Origin of the sequence: Pseudomonas sp. NBRC 111124 (assembly GCF_001320245.1) — a bacterium.
Lineage (GTDB): Bacteria > Pseudomonadota > Gammaproteobacteria > Pseudomonadales > Pseudomonadaceae > Aquipseudomonas.
On record NZ_BCBA01000065.1, the window covers coordinates 1 to 25,114 of the forward strand.

The 25,114-nt window shown below is 64.4% G+C and carries 19 protein-coding genes; 8 read left to right on the plus strand and 11 right to left on the minus strand.

The features are described 5' to 3' along the window. Positions 1-9: 9 nt before the first annotated feature. A complete protein-coding gene (xerC, locus tag APH28_RS23715) occupies positions 10-924 on the minus strand; it encodes a tyrosine recombinase XerC (RefSeq protein WP_060512908.1) in 915 nt (304 codons plus the stop codon). Between the two features lie 132 nt (positions 925-1,056). Between xerC and APH28_RS23720 the strand changes: the two genes are divergently transcribed. Continuing rightward, a complete protein-coding gene (locus tag APH28_RS23720) occupies positions 1,057-1,704 on the plus strand; it encodes a DUF1345 domain-containing protein (protein WP_060512909.1) in 648 nt (215 codons plus the stop codon). On the opposite strand, the gene APH28_RS23725 is transcribed toward APH28_RS23720, so the two are convergent. Then, the gene (locus APH28_RS23725) at positions 1,630-2,859 is read right to left on the minus strand and encodes a pyridoxal phosphate-dependent aminotransferase (protein WP_060512910.1); all 1,230 of its coding nucleotides are present in this window, start codon (positions 2,857-2,859) and stop codon (positions 1,630-1,632) included. The two genes, APH28_RS23720 and APH28_RS23725, sit on opposite strands and share 75 nt — an antisense overlap. Positions 2,860-3,154: 295 nt before the next feature. Here APH28_RS23725 and APH28_RS23730 point away from each other — a divergent pair, with 295 nt between their 5' ends. Further along, a complete protein-coding gene (locus tag APH28_RS23730) occupies positions 3,155-3,415 on the plus strand; it encodes a DUF1652 domain-containing protein (RefSeq protein WP_060512911.1) in 261 nt (86 codons plus the stop codon). Here APH28_RS23730 and APH28_RS23735 read toward each other — a convergent pair. The 9 genes from APH28_RS23735 to APH28_RS23775 all read right to left on the minus strand — a co-directional run bounded on the left by APH28_RS23735 (position 3,412) and on the right by APH28_RS23775 (position 19,592). Beyond that, a complete protein-coding gene (locus APH28_RS23735) occupies positions 3,412-5,499 on the minus strand; it encodes a bifunctional diguanylate cyclase/phosphodiesterase (RefSeq protein WP_060512912.1) in 2,088 nt (695 codons plus the stop codon). The genes APH28_RS23730 and APH28_RS23735 overlap by 4 nt on opposite strands. A gap of 322 nt (positions 5,500-5,821) precedes the next feature. After that, positions 5,822-7,309: an efflux transporter outer membrane subunit gene (locus tag APH28_RS23740; RefSeq protein WP_060512913.1), complete on the minus strand. Its 1,488-nt coding sequence runs from the start codon at positions 7,307-7,309 to the stop codon at positions 5,822-5,824. Further along, positions 7,306-10,413 (minus strand): efflux RND transporter permease subunit, encoded by a 3,108-nt coding sequence (locus tag APH28_RS23745; RefSeq protein WP_060512914.1) that lies wholly within the window; start codon positions 10,411-10,413, stop codon positions 7,306-7,308. Before APH28_RS23745 ends, APH28_RS23740 begins: the two co-directional genes overlap by 4 nt. Further along, positions 10,410-13,508: an MdtB/MuxB family multidrug efflux RND transporter permease subunit gene (locus tag APH28_RS23750; RefSeq protein ID WP_060512915.1), complete on the minus strand. Its 3,099-nt coding sequence runs from the start codon at positions 13,506-13,508 to the stop codon at positions 10,410-10,412. The genes APH28_RS23745 and APH28_RS23750 overlap by 4 nt, the downstream gene beginning before the upstream one ends. Next, positions 13,505-14,815, minus strand: a complete 1,311-nt coding sequence (locus tag APH28_RS23755; RefSeq protein ID WP_060512916.1) for an MdtA/MuxA family multidrug efflux RND transporter periplasmic adaptor subunit — start codon at positions 14,813-14,815, stop codon at positions 13,505-13,507. The genes APH28_RS23750 and APH28_RS23755 overlap by 4 nt, the downstream gene beginning before the upstream one ends. Before the next feature lie 220 nt (positions 14,816-15,035). Further along, entirely contained in the window at positions 15,036-15,536 is a 501-nt protein-coding gene (tpx, locus tag APH28_RS23760) for a thiol peroxidase (RefSeq protein WP_060512917.1), read from the minus strand. A 165-nt stretch (positions 15,537-15,701) separates the two neighbouring features. After that, positions 15,702-16,982, minus strand: coding sequence for a serine/threonine transporter (locus APH28_RS23765; protein ID WP_060512918.1), 1,281 nt, complete (start codon positions 16,980-16,982; stop codon positions 15,702-15,704). 271 nt (positions 16,983-17,253) lie between these two features. Further along, the gene (locus APH28_RS23770) at positions 17,254-18,450 is read right to left on the minus strand and encodes an amino acid aminotransferase (RefSeq protein WP_060512919.1); all 1,197 of its coding nucleotides are present in this window, start codon (positions 18,448-18,450) and stop codon (positions 17,254-17,256) included. Between the two features lie 116 nt (positions 18,451-18,566). Continuing rightward, on the minus strand, positions 18,567-19,592 hold the full coding sequence (locus APH28_RS23775; protein ID WP_060512920.1) for an Ldh family oxidoreductase: 1,026 nt from the start codon (positions 19,590-19,592) through the stop codon (positions 18,567-18,569). 143 nt (positions 19,593-19,735) lie between these two features. On the opposite strand from APH28_RS23775, the gene APH28_RS23780 reads away from it, so the two are divergent. From APH28_RS23780 to APH28_RS23805, 6 genes are all read left to right on the plus strand, one after another. After that, positions 19,736-20,608, plus strand: a complete 873-nt coding sequence (locus APH28_RS23780; RefSeq protein ID WP_060512921.1) for a MurR/RpiR family transcriptional regulator — start codon at positions 19,736-19,738, stop codon at positions 20,606-20,608. A gap of 21 nt (positions 20,609-20,629) precedes the next feature. Continuing rightward, the gene (locus APH28_RS23785; protein WP_060512922.1) at positions 20,630-21,382 is read left to right on the plus strand and encodes a transporter substrate-binding domain-containing protein; all 753 of its coding nucleotides are present in this window, start codon (positions 20,630-20,632) and stop codon (positions 21,380-21,382) included. A 171-nt stretch (positions 21,383-21,553) separates the two neighbouring features. Then, positions 21,554-22,273, plus strand: coding sequence for an ABC transporter permease (locus APH28_RS23790; RefSeq protein ID WP_060512923.1), 720 nt, complete (start codon positions 21,554-21,556; stop codon positions 22,271-22,273). Then, positions 22,270-22,980, plus strand: a complete 711-nt coding sequence (locus APH28_RS23795) for an ABC transporter permease (protein WP_060512924.1) — start codon at positions 22,270-22,272, stop codon at positions 22,978-22,980. The genes APH28_RS23790 and APH28_RS23795 overlap by 4 nt, the downstream gene beginning before the upstream one ends. 15 nt (positions 22,981-22,995) lie before the next feature. Further along, positions 22,996-24,240 (plus strand): FAD-binding oxidoreductase, encoded by a 1,245-nt coding sequence (locus APH28_RS23800; RefSeq protein ID WP_060512925.1) that lies wholly within the window; start codon positions 22,996-22,998, stop codon positions 24,238-24,240. A 22-nt stretch (positions 24,241-24,262) separates the two neighbouring features. Beyond that, on the plus strand, positions 24,263-25,045 hold the full coding sequence (locus APH28_RS23805; protein WP_060512926.1) for an amino acid ABC transporter ATP-binding protein: 783 nt from the start codon (positions 24,263-24,265) through the stop codon (positions 25,043-25,045). Positions 25,046-25,114: the final 69 nt, after the last annotated feature.

The following is a 25,114-nucleotide window of genomic DNA, read 5'->3' on the forward strand; positions in this document are numbered from 1 at the left end:
GCGGGCGAATCAGTAGTCGAAGCGATCCACCGCGCGCCGCCGCTCGTTGTCATCGCGCCGGTCATAACTGGCAGTCGTCTGGATATTGGCATGGTGCGCAAGCTTCTGCGCAATCGACAGATCATGCTCTTCGATAACCCGGGTGATGAATGCCCGGCGAAAGTCATGGGGCATGATCTTAACCCCCACCTGGGCACCCCGCTGGCGGGCGATGTAGTAGATCGCATGCTTGGTGATGCGCGCCCGGGTGATGTGGTTGCCGCGGCGGATGCGGTTGAACAGGAACAGGTCATCCGACGCCCCTTCGGGCAGCGACTGCCGGCGCAGGTCCAGCCAGGCCTGCAACTTCTCGAACGCCCAGGCTGGGGCGTACTTGATCAGCTGCCGGTTACCCTTGCCGGTGACCTGCAGGCTGCGCGCCTCGAAGTCGACCTGGCTGAGGTCGATATCCACCGACTCCGACTTGCGCATGCCGGTGCCGTAGAGCAAGGCGATGATCGCCGCATCGCGCACGCCCTGCGGCCGTGGGTCGGCCTCGCACAGGTCCATCAGTTCGCGAATCAGGCTGCGCCGCAGGTTGCGCCCAGGCGGCAGGCGGCTGCCGGACGCCGGCTTCACTTCACGAATACGCAACAGCTGCTCGTGGTCGATCAGGCCCTGGCGCCACGCCTCGTTCATCACCCCGCGCACGGCGTTGACGTAGAGCGAAGAGCTGTTCGGCGCATAACCATCGGCGCGCAATGCCGCCACCAGCGCAATCACATGGCCAGGATCGAGCCGGTGCCACGGCACATCGACGAGGTTGCAATCGACGAAACCGAGCCGGTCGGCGGCGTCCTGGAGGATGTAGCGCATGGTCTGCTGGCTGGAGGGTGCCAGCCGGGCCAGGTATTGCAGCAGTGGATTTTGCGAGAGGTCGGACAAAACGTGAATCCTGAAGCGAATCGAAGCAACGGCGCGCAATGGTACCGTAAACCAGGCGAGTTGATCGAACTCATGCCTTGGCAGGTGATCTGTGGTCTAGAGTGCAGACCAGACATTCACCCGCGAGCGCCCATGGTATTCCACCGCCTGACCCGTACCCACCCCCGTCTGAGCATTGCCGCGCTGGTCGGCCTGCTCGGCGCCTGGCTGATCCCCGCCGACGACATCGTCCAGCGCATCCTCGCGGGCTGGAACCTTGGCGTCTGGCTGTACCTGCTGCTGGTCCTGTGGCTGACCTGGCGCGCCACCCCTGACAAGGTGCGCAAAGTCGCCCGGATCGAGGACGAAAACGCCGGCCTGGTGCTTTTCACCGTCTGTATTGCCGCCATCGCCAGCCTGGCCGCGGTGACCTTGCAACTGGTTTCCAGCCGCGGCCTGCAAGGCAGCGCGCTGGCCCTGCACTACCTGTACACGGGGCTGACGGTGGCCGGCTCGTGGCTGCTGATCGGCTGCATTTTCAGCCTGCACTACGCCCGCCTGTTCTACACCGGCGGGCGCAATGCACCGGCGTTGCGCTTCCCCGACGGTGAGTGCAACCCGGATTATTGGGACTTTCACTACTTCTCGTTCACCATCAGCGTTGCCGTGCAGACCTCCGACGTCGGCGTCGGCGGGCGCGGCATGCGCCGAGTGGTGCTGGCGCACTCACTGGTAGGCTTTGTGTTCAACACGGCGATTCTGGGCTTCACCATCAATATTGCGGCAGGCCTGCTCGGCTAGCACACGCCCGGCACAGGCGGCGATGCGCCGGCAGGCGAGCTCCAGGCGTTCGGCATCGAGCACAAGCCCCATGCGCACATGGCCCGCCGCACTGGGGCCGAAGGCATCACCAGGCAAAACTGATACGCCTTCCTCGAGCAGCAGGCGCTGGGCGAAGGCCTGGGCGCTGAGCCCGGTGGCACGAATATCGAGCATGACGAACATGCCACCTGCCGGCCGATGGGCGAGCAGCCCGGGGCAGCCCGCCAGGGCTGCGCAAACCCTGTCGCGCCGCTGCCGGTAGGCTTCGCGCATCTCGCGCACGGCCGGCAAGTCCTGCTCCAGCGCCACGCAGACAGCGGCCATGACGAACTCCGGCAGGCCGAACAGCATCACCGTGGCAAGCGTGGCCAGGTGTGCAATCAATGGTGGCGGGCCCACCACCCACCCCACGCGCCAGCCGCTCATGGCGTGGGACTTGGACACGCTGTCGATCAGCACGCAGCGCTCGACCATACCCGGCAAACTGAGCGGGTCTGCTGGCTCGCCGTCGAACAGCAGGCCGCTGTACACCTGATCGCACACTAACCACAGGTCATGCGCCCGGCACAGCTGCGCCAGCTGCGCCATGTCCTGCGGCGAAATGGCAGCACCTGTCGGGTTATGCGGGGTATTGAGCAGCAGGCCGCGGGTACGCGAGGTAATTGCCCGGGCCACTGCCATCGGGTCAAGGCGAAAGCCCTGATCCGCGCTGACAGGCACCTGCACGGACTTCGCCCCGCAGGCACCCAGCACGCCTTGATAGGTGACATACATGGGCTCGGCAATGATGACCTCGTCACCGCCTTCGAACAGGCACTGGCAAACCGCGTACAGCGCACACTGGGCACCGGCCAGGACCATCACCTGGTCGGCCGATACCTGCGCACCCGTGCGCCGGGCAATTGCCTGGCGCAGTGCCAGGCTGCCATGTACGTCGCTGTAATGGGTTTCGCCGCGCTGCAGGCTGGCTATCGCGGCATCGACTACCGGCACTGGCGTATCGAAGTCCGGGTCGCCCACCGTCAGCAGCAAGATCTCGCGTCCCTCGCGGCGCATTGCCTGGGCCTGATAGTGAATGTCCCACGCTGTAACGGCTTCGCCGGCGATGCGTTGGGTGAGCATGGAATAGCGCATGACTGTCTCCCTGTCTGCCCAGCTCGCACCGCTCGTCCGAAAACACTGTGCGCCGAATGGGGTCAAAAATAGCAGAGCAAATCAGCAACTCTGCAGGCATCGCGCGGCGTAAACGTTTGCGTGGCCGTTTGCTGCCAAACGGGTGGCACGACAGCGGTGTGATCGCTGTCATGCATTCATATTTTTGTCGTGTTTTACCCCGAACATGGGCGGTGACAGGTGCTATGGTTAGGTTCCCGGCGGCCGAGCGAACGGCTTCCGATCACCGCGTCCAGGCAAGGACAAGGAGGCTGGCATGAACAAGATGACGTTCCCAAACGCCTGCCAGGTGATGCGCTGGCACTTTCATCCGCTGGGCTTTGAAGCCAGCATGGATGCACCACGCAGCATGGTTGCACGGCTGTTCGACCGGGCTACCGGCCAGACCCTGCTGGCCATCGCCGGCATCCCCTGCACGGCGATCATGGCGGCGGCGGATGTCGAACGCATCATCGAGGCTGTGGAGGCCGAGATGGACGCCTTTGCACCGGCCTTCGCCCTGCGCGACGCAGGCTAGACAGCCGCCTCGCTTACTTCGCGCAATGTCTGCAACTTGCCCATGAACTGCTCGGCCGGCACCGGTTGGCCCAGCAGATAGCCCTGCAGCGAGTCACAGCCCAGGCGGGTCAGGAAGTCCTGTTGGCGGTCGGTTTCCACCCCTTCGGCAACGATGCGCAGGCCCAGCGCCTGGCCCAGGGCGACGATTGCCGAGACAATCGCCGCGTCATCGCTGTCCTGCTCCAGGTCACGCACGAAACCGCGGTCGATCTTCAGCTCGTTGGCCGGCAGGCGCTTGAGGTACATCAGGCTCGAGTAGCCAGTACCGAAGTCGTCGATGGACAAGTCCACGCCCATGTCCGAAAGCCGCTGCAGCACCATCAGGCTCGCATCGGCATCGTGCATGGCGGTGGTTTCGGTGATTTCCAGGGTCAGACGGTTGGCCGGCAGGCCGTTCTGCTGCAGGGCACGGGCGACACTGTCGACCAGGCCGGCATGGCAGAACTGGATGGCCGACAGGTTGACCGCCACGCGCCAGTCGCTGTGCCCTTGTTCAAGCCAATGGCGCATCTGCCGGCAGGCTTCATCCAGTACCCATTCGCCGATCGGGATGATCAGGCCGGTTTTTTCCGCCAGGCCGATGAAGCGGTCCGGCAGCATCAGGCCATGGTGTGGGTGCTCCCAGCGCAGCAAGGCTTCGGCGCCTATAGGCGTACAAGCCTGCGCGTCGAATTTGGGCTGGTAGTGCAGGCGGAACTGGCCCTGCTCCAGGGCCGTGCGCAAATCCTGTAACAGCTGCAACTGCTGGCGCGCGTTGCAGTTCATCGAGGCGTCGAAGAAGCTGTAACCGTTCTTGCCGACGCTCTTGGCGTGGTACATGGCGGCGTCGGCGTTGCGCAGCAGTTCAAGCTGGTCCTGGCCGTTGCCGGGGTACAGCACGATACCCAGGCTGGCGGTCAGTTGCAGGTCATGCTCAGCAACCCGGAAAGCGCGCGACACCAGGTTGACCTGCTTGGCCGCCACGTCCATGGCGTCGTCCGGCTCTTCCAGCTCCACCAGCAACACGAACTCGTCACCGCCGATCCGCGCCAGGGTGTCCTGGCTATGCAGGTGGCCGCGCAGGCGCGCCGCCACGGCCTTGAGCAGCAGGTCGCCGACATGGTGGCCAAAGGCGTCGTTGACCGGCTTGAAGCCATCCAGGTCGATGAACATCAGCGCAAAGCAGCCGCCCTGCTCCGCCACCTTGCCAATGGCCTGCTCGATTCGGTCGGACAACAGCGAGCGGTTGGGCAGCCCGGTCAAGGTGTCGTGCAAGGCCAGTTGGGTCAGCTCCTGGTTGGCCAAGGTCAGCGAGTGGGCCAACGCTGCCGTGCGGGCTTCAAGGCGTGCATCCAGCACCGAGGTGAGCAATGCCACGGCCAGCACCGCCAGGGTGGTGATCAGTACCAGGTAGACCAGGCCGTCGCCCCGCAGGCCGCTCATCAGCGCGCCGCAGTAACTGCCTTCGGGGAAGTTCGCCGCGGCCATGCCGGTGTAGTGCATGCCGACGATGGCAACGCCCATCACCATGGCTGCCAGGCCACGGACCTGGCGCACGTATGGCGTTTGCTGACGCAGGCGGAAAGCGATCCACAGGGCGGCGGCCGAAGCGCCTACGGCGATGGCCAGCGAGGCGCCGAACAAGGCCGGGTCATAATCGATGCCGGGCAGCATGCGCATCGCGGCCATGCCGGTGTAGTGCATGCAGGCGATGCCGGTCCCCATGATCAGGGCGCCGAACGCCAGCTGCAGCCGGGGCAGGCTTGGCTGGCTCACCAGCCACAGGGCAAAGCCGGAAGACAGCACGGCAATCAGCAGCGAAAACGCGGTCAGGCCGATGTCGAAGCCCAGGGCGATGGGCAGGCTGAAGGCGAGCATGCCGATGAAGTGCATCGACCAGACGCCGATGCCCATGGCCAGCGCTCCCCCGCCCATCCACAGGTGCACGGCACGGCCCTTGGCCGTCGCGATACGGCCAGTCAGGTCGAGGGCGGTGTAAGAGGCAAGGATGGCTACGCAGAGTGAGATCAGCACCAGCGCGGAGGAGTAACTACCGGTCAGCATGGGAAATCCAGCTCGGGACAGGGGGGCCCGAAAAAACTGACGATTGTACTCAAGCTTTAGCGAAACGCACGGGGTTTGTGCGAATGGGAATGGATCCAACTACTTGCAAACGCCCTCGGAATGCTTGAGTTAGAGCATTTTCATCACTAAATGAAGGCATATTGCCATTTGTCGGCTGACTCGGTCGGTGTAGGAGCGGCCTTGTGTCGCGAAAGGGCTGCAAAGCAGCCCCAGCAATTCATGCTGCGAAGCTGAAAACCTGGGGGCGCTTCGCACCCCTTTCGCGACACAAGGCCGCTCCTACAATGACCGCGCAAGCCTGTTATTCCTGCTGGGCAAACGCCTGCTCGGCATCCCAGCCACCACCCAGCGCGGCAATCAGCTGTACGCTGGCCACCAGGCGACCTTCCAGCAGGGTCAATGCACTGCGCTCGTTGCTCAGTGCGGTGGTCTGCACGTTGACCACATCGAGGTAGCCGATCAGGCCGGCGCGGTACTGGTTCTCGGTCAGGCGCAACGATTCGCGGGCCGCTTCCAGCGCCTCCTGGCGCACCACGGCTTCGTCGGCGTACACCTTCAACTGCACCAGAAAGTTCTCCACTTCCTTGAAGCCATCGAGCACGGTCTGGCGGTACTGCGCCACGGTCTGGTCATACACCGCCCGGGTGCGGTCGACCTCGGCACTGCGCTTGCCAGCGTCGAACAGCGTCATCGCCAGTTGTGGCCCCACCGACCAGTAGCGGTTGGGCAATTCGATCCAGTTGCTGAAGCTGCTGCTGGAATACCCGCCGCTCATGCTCAGGCTCAAGTCCGGGAAGTAAGCGGCGCGGGCCACACCGATATTGGCGTTGGCGGCCATCACGTTGCGCTCGGCCGAGGCAATGTCGGGGCGGCGTTCGAGCAGTTGCGACGGCAGCGTCACCGGGATCTGCGGCAGCGCTGGAATGCGCTTGCTGTCGGCCAGGGAGAAATCGGCCGGCGCCTTGCCCAGCAACACGGCGATGGCGTTCTCGAACTGCGCACGCTGCCAGATCAGGTCAATCAGGTCGGCCTGGGTGGACTTCAGCTGGGTACGTGCCTGGGCCACCGCGTCTGGGCCGGCGACACCGGCGCGGTACTGGTTTTCGTTCATCTGCAGCGAACGCTGGTAGGCAGCGACAGTCGCCTCCAGCAAGCGCTTCTGCTCGTCGATCACCCGCAGCTGCAGGTAGTTCTGCACCAGTTCGGACTGCTGGCTGAGGCGAATCGCGGCCAGGTCGGCGAAGCTGGCCTCGGCACTGGCCTCGTTGGCGTTCAGGGTCTCGCGCAGCTTGCCCCACAGGTCGATTTCCCAACTGACGCCGAGCTGTGTGTTGTAGGTGTTGCGGATACCGCTGCTGTTGTTGGACAGGCTCGAACTGGAACTGCCGGTGCCTTGCGCCGAGCGGTTCTTGCTGGCGCTCAAGTCCAGGCTGGGGAACAGCGACGCACGGCTGCTGCGCACCAAGGCCTGGGCCTGGCGGTATTGGGCTTCGGATTGCGCAACGGTCTGGTTGCTGCGGTTGAGTTCTTCGACCAGTGCGTTCAACCCGGCATCGCCGTAGATTTCCCACCAGGCGCCACGGGCGATGGCATCGGACGGGTTGGCTTGGGACCAGCCTTCAGCCTGCTTGTACTGCGCCGGCGTGCTCAGCTCCGGGCGATGGTAGTCGGGGCTCAGGGTACAGGCACTGAGCATGGCCACGCACAACCCGGCGCCGACCAGGCGTGAGCCACGCCCACGGGTCAGCAGCTGCAGGGCACGGTGAAGTGGAGTCTGGGCGAAGTTCATAGCGGCGTGTCCAGGGCGGCGTCGGTGCGTACACCGCGCCAGTGGTTGAATCGGTGACGCAGGCGGTCCAGGTACAGGTACACCACCGGCGTCGTATAAAGGGTCAGCAGCTGGCTGACGACCAGGCCGCCGATGATGGTCAGGCCCAGCGGCTGGCGCATCTCTGCCCCTTCGGCGCGGCTGAGCAGCAGCGGCAAGGCACCCAGGATGGCTGCCAGGGTGGTCATCAGGATCGGCCGCAGGCGCAACAGGCAGGCGCGGCGGATCGACTCCTCCGGGCTCAGGCCTTGATGGCGCTCCAGCTGCAGGGCCAGGTCGATCATCAGGATGGCGTTCTTCTTCACCACGCCAATCAGCAGGAACAGGCCCAGCAGCGAGATCAGGCTGAACTCGCCGCCGGTGGCGTACAGCGCGAGCAAGCCGCCGACACCGGCCGAGGGCAAGGTCGACAGGATGGTCAGCGGATGGATGTAGCTTTCATAGAGAATGCCCAGCACCAGGTACACCAGCACCAGGGCACCGAGGATCATGAACGGCTGGCCTTCCTGGGTCTTGGCGAACGCACTGGCCGTGCCGCCGAGCTTGGCGATCACTTCCTCGGGCAAGCCCAGCTTGGCCACCTCCCGCTCGACCGCAGCCATGGCCTGGTCGGGGCTGTAGCCTTCGGCAACGTCGAAGGCGATGTCTTCAGAGGCAAACTGGCCTTCGTGGCTGACCCGGTCATTGGCCAGGCTGTTCTCGTAGTGGGCAATGGTCGACAGCGGTACCCGCGCACCGTCAGCGGTGATGACCTGCACCTGTTCCAGCGTGCTCGGGTCCCAGGCATATTTCGGGTTGACCTCCAGCACCACCTGGTACTGGTTGAGGCTGTCGTAGATGGTCGAGATCTGCCGCTGGCTGTAGGCGTTGTTCAACACTGCGGTGACCATGTCCATGTCGATGCCCAGGCGCTTGGCCTGGTCGCGGTCGACCACCAGGGTCACCTGCTGGGTGCCGGAGCCATCACGGGCGTCGATGGCCGTCAGCTCGGGCAACGCACGCAGCGCCGCGACCACCTTCGGGAACCACTGGCGCAAAGCTGCCAGGTCGCCACTTTGCAGGGTATACAGGTACTGCGAAGAAGTCTGGTCGCGGCCACCGCCGCCCAGCTGCAGGTCCTGGTCGGCCATCAGGAACAGCCGCCCGCCCGGCACCTTGGGCATTTCCTTGCGCAGCCGTTCAATGACCTTCTGCGCATCGAGCTTGCGTTCGGCGATCGGTTTCAGGCGTACCAGCACGAAGGCGTTGTTGGTGCCGCTGTTGCCGCCGATGAAACCGGCCACGCTTTCTACCGCGGGGTCGGCGAGCAAGGCGCGGCGATAGGTCTCCATCTTCGGCTGCATCACGTTGAACGACAGGCCATCGTCGCCCCGGATAAAACCCTGCAACTGGCCGGTGTCCTGTTGCGGCATCAGGGTCTTGGGCACTACCACGTACAGGGCAATGTTCAGGCCGATGGTCGCCAGCAGGCTGATCAACGTCAGGCGCTTGTGGCGCAGGGCCCAGCCGAGGCTGCGATCGTAGACATCGACCATGCGCTGGTGCGCCTTGTCGCTCCAGCGTTGCAGGCGTGTCGGCTCGGCGCGGTGAGGCTTGAGCCAACGGGCACAGAGCATCGGTGTAAGGGTCAGCGACACCACCAGCGAGACGATGATCGCCGCCGCCAGGGTGATCGAGAACTCCTGGAACAGGTTGCGCACGATGCCGCCCATGAACAGGATCGAGACGAACACCGCCACCAGCGAGACGTTCATCGACAGCAAGGTGAAACCAACTTCCTTGGCGCCGAGAAACGCCGCACGCATCGGCGGCTGGCCGTCCTCGATGTGCCGGGAGATGTTCTCCAGCACCACGATGGCATCGTCAACCACCAGGCCGGTGGCGAGGATCAGCGCCATCAGCGACAGGTTGTTCAGCGAGAACCCACACAGGTACATCACCGCGAAGGTGCCCACCAGCGACACCGGCACCGCCAGGCTGGGGATCAGCGAGGCACGCAAGCTACCGAGGAACAGGTAGACCACGAGGATCACCAGCACCACGGCAATCAGCAAGGTGTGCTCGGCCTCCTTCAGGGTGGCCTTGATCACTGGCGAACGGTCCATGGCCACGTTCAGTTGCACGTTGGCCGGCAGCAGTGACTGCAGGGCCGGTAGCTGTGCCTTGATCTGGTCGACGGTCTGGATGATGTTGGCGCCGGTCTGGCGGTTGACCACCAGCAACACCGCAGCCTGGTCGTTGAAGAAGCCGCTGTTGTAGCGGTTCTCGACGCCATCGGTGACGGTGGCCACGTCGGACAGGCGCAGGATGGTGCCATTCGACTGGCGGATCACGATCGGCTCGTAGTCCTTGGCCGTTTCCAGCTGGTCGTTGGCCCGCACCTGCCAGTTGCGCTCGGCATCCTCGACAAAGCCCATGGGCCGGCGCTGGTTGGCGTTGGACACTGCCGTGCGCACCTCGTCCAGCGACAGGCTGTACTGGTTGAGCAACTGCGGCTCGACGGCGATGCGCACCGCCGGCAGCGAACTGCCACCGATCTGCACTTCCCCTACCCCGCTGACCTGGGCCAGGCTCTGGGACAGGATGGTGTCGGCCAGGTCGTACAGCTGGCCCTTCTGCAACACGCTGGAGGTCAGCGAGAGCACCATGATCGGCGCCTGGGACGGGTTGATCTTCTTGTAGGTGGGCATGCTGCGCATGCCGCTGGGCAGCAGGTTGCGCGTGGCGTTGATCGCCGCCTGCACCTCGCGCGCGGCACCGTCGATGTCGCGGCCCATCTCGAAGCCGATGATCACCCGCGTCGAGCCCTGGTTGGAGCTGCTGGTCAGGGTGGTGACACCGGCAATGCTGCCGAGCTTGCGCTCCAGCGGCGTGGCCACGGTGGCGGCCATGACCTCGGGGCTGGCGCCGGACAGGTTGGCCTGCACCACGATCACCGGGAAGTCCATCTGCGGCAGCGGTGACACCGGCAGCAGGCCGAAGCTGACGCCGCCGAGCAGCATGATCGCCAGGCTCAGCAGCATGGTCGCCACGGGCCGGCGGATGAAAGGTGCGGACAGGTTCATGCGTCGGCCTGCTGTGCGTCAGCGGCCGGGCGCCAGCGACGCGCCAGGCGGTCGAAATACAGGTAGATGACCGGCGTGGTGAACAACGTCAGCACTTGGCTGACCAGCAGGCCGCCGACCATCACCAGGCCCAGCGGCTGGCGCAGCTCGGCACCGGAGCCGGTGGCCAGCATCAGCGGCACGGCGCCGAACAGCGCGGCCAGGGTGGTCATCAGGATTGGCCGGAAGCGCAGCAGCGCCGCCTGGTAGATCGCATCCTGCGGGCTCATGCCCTGGTGTCGCTCGGCCTCCAGGGCGAAGTCGATCATCATGATCGCGTTCTTCTTGACGATGCCGATCAGCAGGATAATGCCGATGATGGCGATCATGCCCAGGTCGTTGCCACTGAGGATCAGCGCCAGCAAGGCACCGACCGCCGCCGACGGCAAGGTCGAGAGGATGGTCACCGGGTGGACGTAACTCTCGTAGAGCACGCCGAGCACGATGTACATGGTCACCACGGCCGCCAGGATCAGCAGCAAGGTGCTCGACAGCGAGGCCTGGAAGGCTTCGGCGGCGCCCTGGAAGCGGGTCTGCACGCCTAGCGGCATGCCGATGTCCTGCTGCACCTGCTCGATCACCTTGACCGCCTCGCCCAGCGACGCACCCTGGGCCAGGTTGAACGACAGGGTCACCGCCGGGAACTGGCCGATGTGCGAGATGGCCAGCTGCGCCTGGCGCTGCTCGATGCGTGCCAGCGCCGACAGCCGCACCTGGCCACCGTCGGTGGCCTTGACGTGGATCGACTCCAGCGCCGACGGGCCGATGCTCGCCGCGTCTTGCGATTGCAGCACCACGCGGTACTGGCTGGCCTGGGTGTAGATGGTCGAGATCTGCCGCTGGCCGAAGGCGTCGTACAGCGCGTTGGTGATCTGCGCCACGGTGATGCCCAGGCGGCTGGCCATGTCACGGTCGATCACCAGGTACACCTGCAGGCCCTTGTCCTGCAGGTCACTGGCAACGTCCTGCAGCTCCGGGCGTTCCTGCAGGGCATGCACCAGCTTGCCGCTCCACTGCGCCAGCAAGTCGGCATCGGGCGACGACAGGCTGAACTGGTACTGGGTACGGCTGACCCGGTCTTCGATGCTCAGGTCCTGCACCGGCTGCATGAACAGGCGGATGCCGACCAGCTTGTCGAGTTGCGGCTGCAGGCGGCTGATCACTTCACCGGCGGTGACATCACGCTCGCCATGGGGCTTGAGGTTGATCAGCAACCGGCCACTGTTGAGCGTCGCGTTGTCGCCGTCGACACCGATGTAGGACGACAGGCTCTGCACCGCCGGGTCCTGCAGGATAACCTTGCTCAAGGCTTGCTGGCGCTCGCTCATGGCGGCGAACGAGGTCGACTGCGGCGCCTCGGAAATGCCCTGGATTACCCCGGTGTCCTGCACCGGGAAGAAGCCCTTGGGCACCACCATGTACAGCAGCACGGTGAGTGCCAGGGTGGCCACCGCCACCAGCAGGGTCAGCGGCTGGTGCTTGAGCACCCACTGCAGGCCACGGCCGTAGTGCTCGATCAGCCAGTCGATCCAGGCACCGCTGGCGCGGTAAAAGCGGCCCTGCTCTTCTTCCTTGGGCTCGCGCTTGAGCAGGCGGGCGCACATCATCGGTGTCAGGGTCAGTGACACCACCAGGGAAATCAGGATGGCTACCGCCAGGGTGATGGCGAATTCGCGGAACAGGCGGCCGACCACGTCGGCCATGAACAGCAGCGGGATCAGTACGGCAATCAGCGAGAAGGTCAGCGAGATCAGGGTGAAGCCGATCTGCTTCGCGCCCTTGAGTGCCGCCTGCAGCGGCGTCTCGCCCTCCTCGATGTGCCGCGAGATGTTCTCGAGCATGACGATGGCGTCATCGACCACGAAGCCGGTGGCAATGGTCAGTGCCATCAGCGTCAGGTTGTTGACCGAAAAACCGGCCAGGTACATCACGCCGAAGGTGCCGATCAACGACAGCGGTACGGCGATCGAGGGAATGAGGGTGGCGCTGAAGCGGCGCAGGAACACAAAGGTGACCATCACCACCAGCACGATGGCAATCAGCAGCTCATGCTGCACATCCTTGACCGCAGCGCGGATGGTCTGCGTACGGTCGGTGAGCACCGACACGTCGAGGCCGGCCGGCAGGTTGTCGGTGATCGAAGGCAACAATTCCTTGATGCGGTCGACCACCTCGATGACGTTGGCACCCGGCTGGCGCTGGATATTCAGCAGCACGGCCTGGTTCTGGTTGGCCCAGGCGGCCAGGCGCTCGTTCTCTGCACCGTCGACGATCTCGGCGACGTCTTTCAGGCGCAGCGGCGCGCCATTGTTGTAGGCGAGGATGAGGTTGCCGTATTCCTCGGGGGAGCGCAGCTGGTCGTTGGCGTCGAGCATAGACACCCGGGTCGGACCGTCGAAGTTGCCCTTGGGCTGGTTGACGTTGGACGCGCCGATCAGGGTGCGCACGTCGTCGAGGTTGAGACCGTTGGCGGCCAACGCATCGACATTGACTTTGATTCGCACCGCCTGGCGCTGGCCACCGGCGATGCTGACCATGCCGACGCCGCTGATCTGCGCGAGCTTTTGCGCCACGCGGGTGTCGACCAGGTCGTTGAGCTTGGGCAGCGGCAGGGTCTTGCTGGAGATGGCCAAGGTCAGCACCGGGGTGTCGGCCGGGTTGACCTTGTTGTACACCGGCGGCGCCGGCAGGTCGCTGGGCAGCAGGTTGCTGGCGGCGTTGATCGCGGCCTGCACCTGTTGCTCGGCAACGTCCATGTTCATGTCCAGGCTGAAGCGCAGGGTCAGCACCGAGGCGCCACCGGAGCTGGTCGACGCCATCTGCTCAAGGCCCGGCATCTGGCCGAACTGGCGCTCCAGCGGGGCGGTGACCGCGCTGGTCATCACCTGCGGGCTGGCGCCTGGATACAGGGTCATGACCCGGATGGTCGGGTAGTCGACCTGGGGCAAGGCCGACACTGGCAGCAGCTTGTAGGCAATCAGGCCGGCCAGGACAATGGCCAGCATGGTCAGCGTGGTGGCGACCGGGCGGAGGATGAACAGGCGTGACAGGTTCATGCGCCCGCCTTGACTGCCGCTTTGCCGGACGGTGCGTCATCGGCCTGGGCCGAGCCCTTGGCGTCCTGGCCCTGCAGGTGCTGGCCCGGGGTGGTCGGCACTTGCGAGCTGTCTTCGACCACCTCGACCTTGGTGCCTTCACGCAGGCGGTCGGTGCCTTCAAGGACCAGGCGGTCACCGGCCTTGAGGCCGTCGAGAATAACGCTGTTCTGACCGTCGCTGGCGCCGACCTTGAGCTTGCGGATATTCACCGTGCTCTGGTCATTAACCACATAGGCGAAGGTGCCGTCGTTGCCGAACTGCACGGCCGCCGCCGGAGCCAACACCACCTGCTTGAGGGTGTCGGCCAGCAGGTGCACGTTGACGAACTGGTTGGGGAACAGGGCCAGGTCCTTGTTCTCGAAGCGGCCCTTGAACTTCAAGGTGCCGGTGGTAGTGTCGATCTGGTTGTCGATGCTGCCCAGCACACCGGTGGACTGCAGCTTGCTGTCGCTGCGGTCCCAGGCCTCGACCGGCAGGCTGGCGCCGCCGTGGTAGCGGGCGAGCACGGTGTCGAGCTGGGTTTCCGGCAAGGTGAAGGCGACGTTGATCGGCTCGGTCTGGGTGATCACTACCAGGGCGGTGGTGTCGTTGGCCGCCACCAGGTTGCCAAGGTCGAGCTGGCGCAGGCCCGCGCGACCGTTGATCGGTGCGCGTATCTGGGTGAAATCGAGGTTCAGGCGGGCATCGTTGACCTGCGCCTGGTTGGTCTTGACCAACCCCTGGAACTGCGCGACCTGGGCTTCGGCGGTATCGAGGGTCTGTTTGGCGATGCTGTCCTGGGCATACAAGCCTTTATAGCGCGCCAGGTCGACCTGGGCGTTCTTCAGTTGCGCCTGGTTCTGCGCCAGGGTGCCTTCGGCCTGCTGCAGGGCGATGCGGTACGGCCGCGGATCGATTTCGGCGAGCAGGTCGCCGGCCTTGACCTGCTGGCCCTCCTTGAAGTGGATCTTCACCAGTTCGCCCGCCACGCGGCTGCGCACGTTCACCGTGTTGGTCGCGGTGACGGTGCCCAAGGCTTTGTAATAGAGCGGGAAGTCACCCACCCGCACCGGTTCGACACGCACCGGCACCGGGTCGGTGGAGCCGCCGAAGCCCGGCCGGCCGCCCATACCCATGCCCACGCCCTTGCCGCCGCGCCCTCCCCCGGCCGCTTTGTGGGCAGGCGTTGCCGCAGGCCACAGCCACCAGGCCAGCAGGGCCACCAGCAGCAGGATCAGCAGGACGACGAGCCAGCGACGAGGGGATCGAGAATTGGACACTTGCATAGGTTGAACGAACCTTGTTCGGAAATGGCGGCTTGGGAGGATGAACGATAAGCACTGGCATCGTTATAGCAAAGGCTCTTTACCAGAGGTTTACCTTTGCCTGACGTTGCCAAAAGGTTGAACTTTAAACGAAAACGGCCCGGAAAGCGTTCCGGGCCGTTACTGGGTGTTGCCTAGAGAGGGGTCAGGCAGAATTCCTACGCCCTCCCCCGGTCAATCCTTACTTCAGTACAGCCAGGGCTGCATCGTAGTTCGGTTCGTCAGCGATTTCGCCAACCAGCTCGCTGTGCAGGACCTTGTCGTTCTCGTCCAGCACAACGACAGCACGGGCAGCCAGGCCGGCCAGCGGGCCGTCGGCGATGGCAACGCCGTAGTTCTGCAGGAATTCAGCACCACGCAGGGTCGACAGGTTTTTCACGTTTTCAAGGCCTTCGGCACCGCAGAAGCGAGCCTGGGCGAATGGCAGGTCGGCAGAGATGCACAGCACCACGGTGTTGGCCACGTCGTTGGCCTGGGCGTTGAATTTGCGCACGGAAGTGGCGCAGGTCGGCGTGTCGACGCTCGGGAAGATGTTGAGCACCTTGCGCTTGCCGGCGTAGTCCTTCAGCGACTTGTCAGCCAGGCCTTCACCGACCAGGGAAAAAGCCGGTGCCTGAGCGCCGGCCTTTGGCAGCTCGCCATTGACCTGAACCGGGTTGCCTTTGAGAGTCACTTGAGCCATGACGAAATCCTTATGCGGGGTTTGAAAAGGACACTGAGTTAATCATGAAGGCGGCCGGGTGCCTATGGGTACATTGAAATTGTTCTATTGCCAGACAATTTCTGTGGACAAAAAAAAGCCCGGATGGCGACAAACGCTCCGGGCTTCTCTGTTACGGGCAGTGAATCAGCCGATCAGGCCGTACACCACCGAGGTCAGCGCCACCAGGCCCATCACCAGCACGAACACGTTAGACAGCGCACCGCTGTACTTGCGCATCGACGGCACGCGACGAATGGCATACATCGGCATCAGGAACAGCAGCACGGCGAGGATCGGGCCGCCGAGCGATTCGATCATGCCGAGGATGCTCGGGTTGAGGGTGGCGACGATCCAGCAGACCACCAGCATCAGTGCAGCAACCACGCGGTCCAGGGTTTTGGCGCCCGGGCGTGCGCCGGTCTTGGTGATGATGCCCTTGAGGCCTTCACTGGCACCGATGTAGTGGCCCAGGAACGACTTGGCAATGGCAACGAATGCAATCAGCGGCGCGGCAAAGGCAATGGTCGGGTTGCTGAAGTGGTTGGCCAGGTACGACAGGATCGACAGATTCTGCGCCTTGGCTTCGGCCAGCTGGGCACTGCTCAGGGTCAGCACGCAACTGAACACGAAGAACAGCACCATCACCACCATCAGCAGGTGGGCGCGGCGCAGGATCTGGCCGCTGCGCTCGTCGGCGTGCTCGCCGTAGCTGCGCTTCTGGTCGACGGCGAAGGCCGAGATGATCGGCGAATGGTTGAACGAGAACACCATCACCGGAATGGCCAGCCACAGGGTGTGCAGGAAGGCCGAACCCGACGGCACCTGGGCGGCGCTATCGAGGATGCCACCGGTCCAGTGCGGGATCAGGTACAGGCCGAGCAGGCCCAGGGCAACGATGAACGGGTACACCAGCAGGCTCATGACCTTGACTGTGGCCTGCTCGCCGCAGCGCACGATCGCCAGCAGGCCGAGGATCAGCACGAACGACAGGATCGCCCGCGGTGGCGGCGCCATGTGCAGCTGGTGCTCCATGAAGCTGCTGACGGTGTTGGTCAGTGCCACGCTATAGATAAGCAGGATCGGGAAGATCGCGAAGAAGTACAACACGGTGATCAGCGCACCGGCCTTGATGCCGAAATGCTCTTCGACCACTTGGGTGATGTCGCCACCGCTGCGGCCGGACAGCACGAAGCGGGTCAGGCCACGGTGCGAGAAGTAGGTCATCGGGAAGGCCAGCGCGGCGAGGATCAGCAACGGCCAGAAGCCGCCGAGGCCGGCGTTGATCGGCAGGAACAAGGTGCCTGCGCCGATGGCCGTGCCGAACAGGCCCAGCATCCAGGTGGTGTCGTTACGCGACCAGCTGCCGAGGGTGGCGGGGGTCGATTCTGCAAAGCGTTGTTCAACGCTTGGGGCCTGCTCATTCATTCCGGGTGAAGCTCCACTCGCAAGACTGCAACAGGCTGAGAATGGCGAACTAGACGATTCGCCCAACTCAACCGGGGAAGAGGGGCGCGATTGTGCACGGAAAGGTTGCACTTGCGAAGCCCCTTTCCGAGGAGCGGTTGCACTTGTCTTTACAAGTGAAACGTGCCAGATGGAGGCTGTTTTGCTGCCTGAACAATGCGCAAGGCCGCGCCTGCGCAATGCGGGAGCGGCCTTGTGTCGCAGCGGGGCCGCCATGTGGCCCGCTGCGGTATTACTTCTGTACGGCGGCGAAGGCTTCGGCAACCCGTTGCAGGTTGGCCGGACGCAGGCCGGACATGCACACCCGGCCGCTGTCGATCAGGTACACGCCGAACTCGTCACGCAGGCGACGCACCTGCTCGACGCTGAAGCCGGTGTAGCTGAACATGCCGCGCTGGCGCAGGAAGAACTGGAAGTCCTGGCCCGGCAGCAGCACCGCCAGGGCATCGACCAGCGCCTGGCGCATGTCGAGGATACGCTTGCGCATCACTTCCACCTCTGCCGCCCACTGGGCGTTGAGTTCAGCATCGCCAAGCACGCCAGCCACCAGCTGGGCACCGAAATTGGGCGGGCTGGAGTAGTTGCGACGCACGGTGGCCTTGAGCTGGCCGAGCACGCTCTGGGTGGTGGCTTCGTCGTCGCAGACCACCGACAGGCCCCCTACCCGCTCGCCGTACAGCGAGAAGATCTTGGAGAACGAGTTGCTGACCAGGCACGGCACGCCGGCACGGGCCATTTCACGGATGGCATAGGCGTCTTCCACCAGGCCTTCGCCGAAGCCTTGGTAGGCGATGTCGAGAAACGGGATCAGCTGGCGCGCCTTGACCACTTCCACCACGTGTTGCCACTGGGCCGGCTCGAGGTCGGCACCGGTGGGGTTGTGGCAGCACGGGTGCAGCAGCACGATGCTGTTGGCCGGCAGGCCCTGCAGGGCCTGCAGCATGCCGTCGAAGTCGACGCCACGGCTGGCCGGGTCGAAGTACGGGTAGGTGTGCACCTTGAACCCGGCACCTTCGAAGATAGCGCGGTGGTTATCCCAGGTCGGGTTGCTGACCCAGACTTCCGACTGCGGGAAGTAGCGCTTGAGGAAGTCGGCACCGACTTTCAGCGCGCCGGAGCCGCCAACGGTCTGCACGGTGGCCACGCGCTTGCCGGCCACGGCCGGGTGATCGGTACCGAACAGCAGCGCCTGGATCGCCTGGCGGTAGCTGGCCAGGCCTTCCATCGGCAGATACAGCGAGGCTTCATGGGCCTGGCCGGCAATGCGCTTTTCCACCGCATCCACCGCTTCGAGCTGCGGCACCACACCGGCCTCATCGTAATACAGGCCGATGCTCAGGTTGACCTTGTCGGCGCGCGGGTCGGCCTTGAAGGTTTCCATCAACGAGAGGATCGGGTCGCCGGCATAGGCATCGACATGTTTGAACACAGCGTGCAGCTCCTTGGATCAGGACAGTTCGGAAAGACTGCCCTGAGGATACCCGGAGTCGGGCCCAAGGAACATCACATAAGTGCAAGGTTGTCTATGCAACTTTGCACAATGGCTTAGCCCAGCAGTGCCTGCAGGCCCTGCAGCTCCTGTTCGGTCAGCGCCACCCCTTGGCGCTCGGCCTGTTCCCGCTCGCGGTAGCGGCGCTCGCCCGGCATCCGCGACAACCCTGCTGCCTGCATGTGCTCGACCAGTTCGCGGCTGCGCTGGGCAAACCGGCCACCCTCGGCCTTGCTCGGATCGATGACGATGATCAGTTGCCCGGTCCATGGCGTTTTCGCGCCCGGGTGCCCCGACCAGTCGAACTCCCAGGAGAAATGCCCGCCGGTCAGCGCTGCCGCCAGCAACTCGACCATCATCGACAGCGCCGAACCTTTGTGCCCGCCAAACGGCAACAGCGCGCCGCCTTCGAGAATGGCCTTGGGGTCGGTGGTCGGCTGGCCCTGGGCATCCACGCCCATGCCTTCGGGCAACTGCTGGCCAGCACGTGCGGCGATCTGCACGTCGCCGTGGGCCATGGCGCTGGAGGCCATGTCGAAGACGATCGGGTCATGCCCCGCGCACGGCGCGGCGAAGGCAATCGGGTTGGTGCCGAATAGCGGTTTGCGCGCACCGTGGGGCACCACGCAGGTCATGCTGTTTACCACGCTCAGCGCCACCAGGCCTTCATCGGCAAAGGGTTCGACATCCGGCCACAGCGCGGCGAAATGGTGCGAGTTGTGGATTGCCAGCACGGCGATGCCGGCGCTGCGGGCCTTCTCCACCAGCAAGCCACGCGCCGCAGCCAGGGCCGGCTGAGCGAAGCCACCGGCGGCGTCTACTCGGACATAACCTGATGCCACATCGCTCACCTGAGGCGTGGCACGCCCATCGACCCAGCCACTGGCCAGGGTCGAAACATAGCCGGGAATACGAAACACACCGTGGCTGTGGGCGCCATCGCGCTGGGCACTGGTGCAGTTGTGGGCCAGCACGGTGGCCACCGTTTCGCTGCAGCCATGGCGCTGGAAGATCGCTTGCAACAGCCCTTGCAGCTCAGCGAAGGGCACGCGCACGAGCGGGCTGGTGGAAGGTGCGGACATCTGTAGCTCCTTTCTTGGAATTGGAATGGCAACAGCGTGTGCAACGACAAAAACTTTCCGTTAAGTGACAGCTATCTGTCAAATGTTGACGTTATGACAGAAAACAGCCATTTTCTATTCCACGCCTCACCTGGAGCAGCGGCATGAGCCAACCGATCAAGCAACGCCTGGAAAACAGCCTGCAAGGGGCCGCAGCCTCGGGCCGCAAGATCGCCAGTTACATGCTCGCCAACCTGCACGAACTGCCGTTCCAGACCTCGGCCAGCATTGCCGCCAAGCTGGGTGTCAGCGAATCCAGCGTCGGCCGTTTCTGCCGCTCCCTCGGTTATGCCCATCTCAAAGCGCTCAAGCAAGACCTGCAGAGCGACCTGGGCGACGGGCCGTGGCTGATGGGCGATCGCCTGCAAGAATATCGCCAAAACCAGGACGTCAGCGACAACGCCGGTAGCCTGGAACTGGAAATGGCAGCCTTGGTGCGCGTGCACGAATACCGCCAGAGCGACGCCTGGCACGCCGTGGCCCAGCGCCTGGCAGAAAAGCCACGGGTGTGTATCGCCGGCTTCCAGACCGAACGTGGCATCGCCATGTGCATGAGCCACCTGCTGCAATACCTGCGCGACGGCGTGCAACTGGTCGATGGCAGCGCCGGGCACTTCGGCGAGGTGCTGCTCGGCTGCAGCGAGGCCACCACGCTGGTGGTGTTCGAGGCCCGCCGCTATTCGCGCCATGCCCTGCAGCTGTGCCAGAAGGCACGCGCTGCCGGCATTCCGGTCACCTTGGTGACCGATACCTTCTGCGACTGGGCCGATGCCCATGCCGACGAAGTGTTCCGCATCCCCACCGAATTCAATCTGTTCTGGGAATCCACCGCGACCATGCTGTCGTGGGTACACCTGATGGTCAACGAGGTCTGCAAGAAGCTCGGGCCTGATGTTGAAAAACGCTTGGAAGCGACTGCCGCTCTACATAACGAGTTCGTCGGCTACACCTCGTGGCCCGCGAACAAACAACAATAGCAAGAGTGCAAGAGGTGCGAGATGAACAAGACCATGGCTATGCTGGGTGCGTGTGCCCTGCTGCTGGCGGGCAACGCCAGCGCCGAGACCCTGCGCTTCGCCACCGAAGGTGCCTACCCGCCCTTCAACTATGTCGATGCCGATAACCAGCTGCACGGTTTCGACATCGACATCACCCACGCCCTGTGCGAACAGATGAAAGTCCAGTGCACCCTGGTTGCCCAGGACTGGGAAGGCATCATCCCGGCGCTGATGGCGCGCAAGTACGATGCCGTTGTGGCGTCGATGATCGACACCGAGGAGCGGCGCAAGAAAATCGCCTTCACCGACCATTACTACCGCACCCCGCTGACCGTCGCCGTGGCCAAGGACAGCAAGATCAGCGACGCCCAGAGCACATTCGACGGCTACACGGTTGGCGCCCAGTCGTCCTCGACCCAGGCCATCTATGCCGAAGACGTGTATGCCAAGGCCGGCGCCGACGTGAAGCTGTACCCGACCATGGACGAGGCCAACGCCGACCTCGCCGCCGGCCGCCTGGACGGGGTGATCGCCGACAAGTTCCCGCTGCACGAGTGGATGAACAAGAACGGCAAGGACTGCTGCAAGATCCTCGGCGACGTTGCCGACACCAAGGCCGATGCCGCGATTGCCGTGCGCAAGGACGACGAGGCCCTGCGCCAGCGGCTGAACACCGCACTGGCCGAAATCGTCGCCAACGGCACCTACCAGAAGATCGCCAGCAAGTACTTTGCCTTCGATATCTACAACTGATCTTCGGAAAACTGCGCAATTTCTGTAGGAGCGGCCTTGTGCCGCGAAAGGGCTGCGCAGCGGCCCCAACAATGTGTGTCGCGGCATAAATCCAGGGGCTGCTGCGCAGCCCTTTCGCGACGCAAGGCCACTCCTACACAGAGGCCGCATTACCCGTCAAAGGGGTTCGTCATGCTCGATCAATTGTCCTTGCTGTCCTTCGCCAGTGGTGGCTGGGGCCAGGCGCTGCTGGCCGGCGCCCTGGTCACCGTGTCGCTGGCCCTCGCCTGCCTGCCCATCGGCCTGCCGCTGGGCCTGGCCGTAGCCCTGGCGGCGCGTTCGCGCAAACGCCTGCCACGGGCCTGGGCGACCACGTTTTCCATCGTGTTCCGCGGCCTGCCCGAGCTGCTGACCTTGCTGATCATCTATTACGGCTGCCAGATCGCCGCGCAGAAGCTGCTGGCGGCCATGGGTTATGAAGGCGAATTCCTGATCAACACCTTCCTGGCCGCGATGATCGCCTTCAGCCTGGTCTTTGCGGCGTTCTCCAGCGAAATCTGGCTGGCAGCCTTCAAGACCCTGCCCAAGGGCCAACTGGAGGCCTGCTCGGCGCTGGGCCTGAGCAAACGCACCGGCTTCTTCAAGGTGGTGCTGCCGCAACTCACCCGCATCGCCCTGCCGGGCCTGTCGAACAACTGGCTGTCGCTGCTCAAGGATACCTCGCTGGTGTCGACCATCTCGCTGGTCGACCTGATGCGCCAGACCAACCTGGCGGTCAGCGTGACCAAGGAGCCGATGTTCTTCTATGGCGTCGCCTGCCTGGGTTACCTGCTGTTCTCGGCCGCCTCCGGACGGGTGTTCGCTTATATCGAGCGCCGCAGCAACCGCCACCTGCAAGGAGCACGCGCATGAGTGCCGAACAACTGCTGAGCCTGGTGCTGGACCCAGACCTGCTGGAGCGCTACGGCCCACGCTTCGTCGATGGCCTGCTGGTGACCGCCAAGCTGGTGGCGATCTCCTTCTGCCTGGGCGCCGTGCTCGGCCTGCTGCTGGCCCTGGCGCGCCTGTCACACCATCGGCTGCTGCAGCGCATGGCGGCCGGCTACATTTATTTCTTCCGCGGCTCACCGCTGCTGGCCCAGCTGTTCCTGCTGTATTACGGCCTGGGCTCGCTCAAAGGCTTTTGGCAGGACGTCGGCCTCTGGTGGTTCTTTCGTGAAGCCTGGTTCTGCACCTTGCTGGCCTTCACGCTGAATACAGCCGCCTACCAGGCCGAAATCTTCCGCGGCAGCCTGATGGCCGTCGCGCCAGGCCAGTACGAAGCGGCACGGGCGCTTAACCTGAAACGCTCGACCACCTTCTTCAAGGTGATCCTGCCGCAATCGTTGCTGGTAGCCATCGGCCCGCTGGGCAACGAGCTGATCCTGATGATCAAGGCCAGCGCCATCGCTTCGCTGGTGACGATCTACGACCTGATGGGCGTGACCAAACTGGCGTTCTCGCGCAGCTTCGACTTCCAGATCTACTTGTGGGCCGCGGTGCTCTACCTGGTGATCGTCGAATTGGTGCGGCGCTTGCTCAAACACCTGGAAGCCCGCCTGGGCCGCCACCTGAACTGACCGAAGGATACATCCATGCATTGCCAGACCCTTGTTCTTGGCGCCGGCATCGTCGGCGTCAGTACCGCACTGCACCTGCAGGCCCGCGGGCGTCAGGTGATCCTGATCGACCGCGACGACCCCGGCAGCGGCACCAGCCATGGCAACGCCGGGCTGATCGAGCGTTCCAGCGTGATCCCCTATGCCTTCCCTCGGCAGTTCGGCGCCTTGCTGCGCTATGGCCTGAACCGCCAGCCAGACGTGCGCTACAGCCTGTTGCACCTGCCCAAGGCGGCGCCGTGGCTGCTGCGCTATTGGCAACAGTCGGCGCCTGGGCGCCTGGCTGGGGCGGCGGCCGACATGCTGCCGCTGGTACAGCGCAGCGTCGAGGAGCACGACGCGCTGATCAACGCGGCCGGCCTGGAAGGGCTGATCCAGGCCAAAGGCTGGATCGAGGTGTATCGCGACCCGGCGCTGTTCGAACAGGCCAAGGCCGAGCTCAAGGGCCTGGCCCGTTACGGCTTGCAGTACGAAATTCTCGAACGCGGCCAGCTGCAGGCACGCGAGCACCAGCTCGACAGCACGGTGGTCGGCGGCATCCACTGGCTCGACCCGAAGACCGTCACCAACCCGGGCGCCCTCACCCGTGGCTACGCCGCGCTGTTCGTGCAGCGTGGCGGGCAGTTCGTGCATGGCGATGCGCGCAGCCTGCGTCAAGCTGGCAGCCAATGGCAGGTGGACAGCCAGCGCGGGCCGATCAGCGCCGACGAGGTGGTCGCCTGCCTCGGCCCGCAGTCGGGCGACCTGTTCGAGCGCCTGGGCTACCGGATTCCGCTGGGCATCAAGCGTGGCTACCACATGCACTACGGCACCCGCGACGGTGCGCAGCTGCAGCATTCGATATGCGACACCCAGGGCGGTTACGTACTGGCGCCCATGGCCCGCGGTGTGCGCCTGACCACGGGCATCGAGTTCGCCGCCAGCGGTGCGCCGGGCAACGAAATCCAGCTCAAACGCTGCGAAGCCCTCGCCCGCAAGCTCTTCCCTGCCCTGGGCGAGCGCCTCGATGACAGACCCTGGCTCGGCCGCCGGCCGTGCCTGCCCGACATGCGCCCGGTTATCGGCCCAGCGCCCCGGCACAAAGGCCTGTGGTTCAACTTCGGCCACGCCCACCATGGCCTCACCCTCGGCCCGGTCAGCGGCCGCCTGGTGGCTGAGCTGCTTACCGGCGAGCGCCCTTTTACCGACCCTGCGCCCTACAGCGCGGCACGTTTTAACTGACACCCAGCGGGAGAACAACAACATGACCGCCCCCATGAGCGTTGCCAGCCTTGCCCCCGAACCTGACCCACGCCCGGAACTGATCCGCATCGAGGGCCTGAACAAGCACTATGGCGCCTTCCATGTACTGCGCGACATCGACCTGCAGGTGCGCGAAGGCGAGCGCATTGTCCTGTGCGGCCCCTCCGGCTCGGGTAAATCGACGCTGATCCGCTGCATCAATCGCCTGGAAATCGCCCAGCAAGGCAGCATCCAGGTGGCCGGCACCGACCTTGCGGCCAACACCCGCCAGGCGGCCCAAGTGCGCAGCGAGATCGGCATGGTGTTCCAGCACTTCAACCTGTTCCCGCACATGAGCGTGCTCGACAACTGCCTGCTCGCCCCCACCAGCGTGCGTGGCCTGTCGCGCAAGGACGCCGAGGAACGGGCGCGCATGTACCTGAGCAAGGTGGGTATCGAAAGCCAGGCGCACAAGTACCCCAGCCAGTTGTCCGGCGGCCAGCAGCAGCGCGTGGCGATTGCCCGGGCGCTGTGCATGAAGCCGCGCATCATGCTGTTCGACGAGCCGACCTCGGCGCTCGACCCGGAAATGGTCGCCGAGGTGCTGGACGTGCTGGTGCAACTGGCCGGCACCGGCATGACCATGCTTTGCGTCACCCATGAAATGGGCTTTGCCCGGCAAGTGGCGGAACGGGTGCTGTTCCTCGAAGGCGGGCAGATCATCGAGGACAGCCCGCCCCAGGTGTTCTTCAACCAGCCGCGCACCGCGCGGGCCAAGGCTTTCCTGGCGCAGATACTGCACTGAGGCGTCGATCATTGCAGCGCTGCAATGATCCAACTGCGTCGTTAAATATAATTGACCTTCCCCCCTGCC

Bases quoted from the DNA above. Each gene is read 5' to 3' on its own strand.
- APH28_RS23720 (WP_060512909.1), top strand. From the start codon at position 1,057: ATGGTATTCCACCGCCTGACCCGTACCCACCCCCGTCTGAGCATTGCC.
- APH28_RS23725 (WP_060512910.1), bottom strand. From the start codon at position 2,859: ATGCGCTATTCCATGCTCACCCAACGCATCGCCGGCGAAGCCGTTACA.
- APH28_RS23730 (WP_060512911.1), top strand. From the start codon at position 3,155: ATGAACAAGATGACGTTCCCAAACGCCTGCCAGGTGATGCGCTGGCAC.
- APH28_RS23735 (WP_060512912.1), bottom strand. From the start codon at position 5,499: ATGCTGACCGGTAGTTACTCCTCCGCGCTGGTGCTGATCTCACTCTGC.
- APH28_RS23740 (WP_060512913.1), bottom strand. From the start codon at position 7,309: ATGAACTTCGCCCAGACTCCACTTCACCGTGCCCTGCAGCTGCTGACC.
- APH28_RS23745 (WP_060512914.1), bottom strand. From the start codon at position 10,413: ATGAACCTGTCCGCACCTTTCATCCGCCGGCCCGTGGCGACCATGCTG.
- APH28_RS23750 (WP_060512915.1), bottom strand. From the start codon at position 13,508: ATGAACCTGTCACGCCTGTTCATCCTCCGCCCGGTCGCCACCACGCTG.
- APH28_RS23755 (WP_060512916.1), bottom strand. From the start codon at position 14,815: ATGCAAGTGTCCAATTCTCGATCCCCTCGTCGCTGGCTCGTCGTCCTG.
- tpx (WP_060512917.1), bottom strand. From the start codon at position 15,536: ATGGCTCAAGTGACTCTCAAAGGCAACCCGGTTCAGGTCAATGGCGAG.
- APH28_RS23765 (WP_060512918.1), bottom strand. From the start codon at position 16,982: ATGAATGAGCAGGCCCCAAGCGTTGAACAACGCTTTGCAGAATCGACC.
- APH28_RS23775 (WP_060512920.1), bottom strand. From the start codon at position 19,592: ATGTCCGCACCTTCCACCAGCCCGCTCGTGCGCGTGCCCTTCGCTGAG.
- APH28_RS23780 (WP_060512921.1), top strand. From the start codon at position 19,736: ATGAGCCAACCGATCAAGCAACGCCTGGAAAACAGCCTGCAAGGGGCC.
- APH28_RS23785 (WP_060512922.1), top strand. From the start codon at position 20,630: ATGAACAAGACCATGGCTATGCTGGGTGCGTGTGCCCTGCTGCTGGCG.
- APH28_RS23790 (WP_060512923.1), top strand. From the start codon at position 21,554: ATGCTCGATCAATTGTCCTTGCTGTCCTTCGCCAGTGGTGGCTGGGGC.
- APH28_RS23795 (WP_060512924.1), top strand. From the start codon at position 22,270: ATGAGTGCCGAACAACTGCTGAGCCTGGTGCTGGACCCAGACCTGCTG.
- APH28_RS23800 (WP_060512925.1), top strand. From the start codon at position 22,996: ATGCATTGCCAGACCCTTGTTCTTGGCGCCGGCATCGTCGGCGTCAGT.
- APH28_RS23805 (WP_060512926.1), top strand. From the start codon at position 24,263: ATGACCGCCCCCATGAGCGTTGCCAGCCTTGCCCCCGAACCTGACCCA.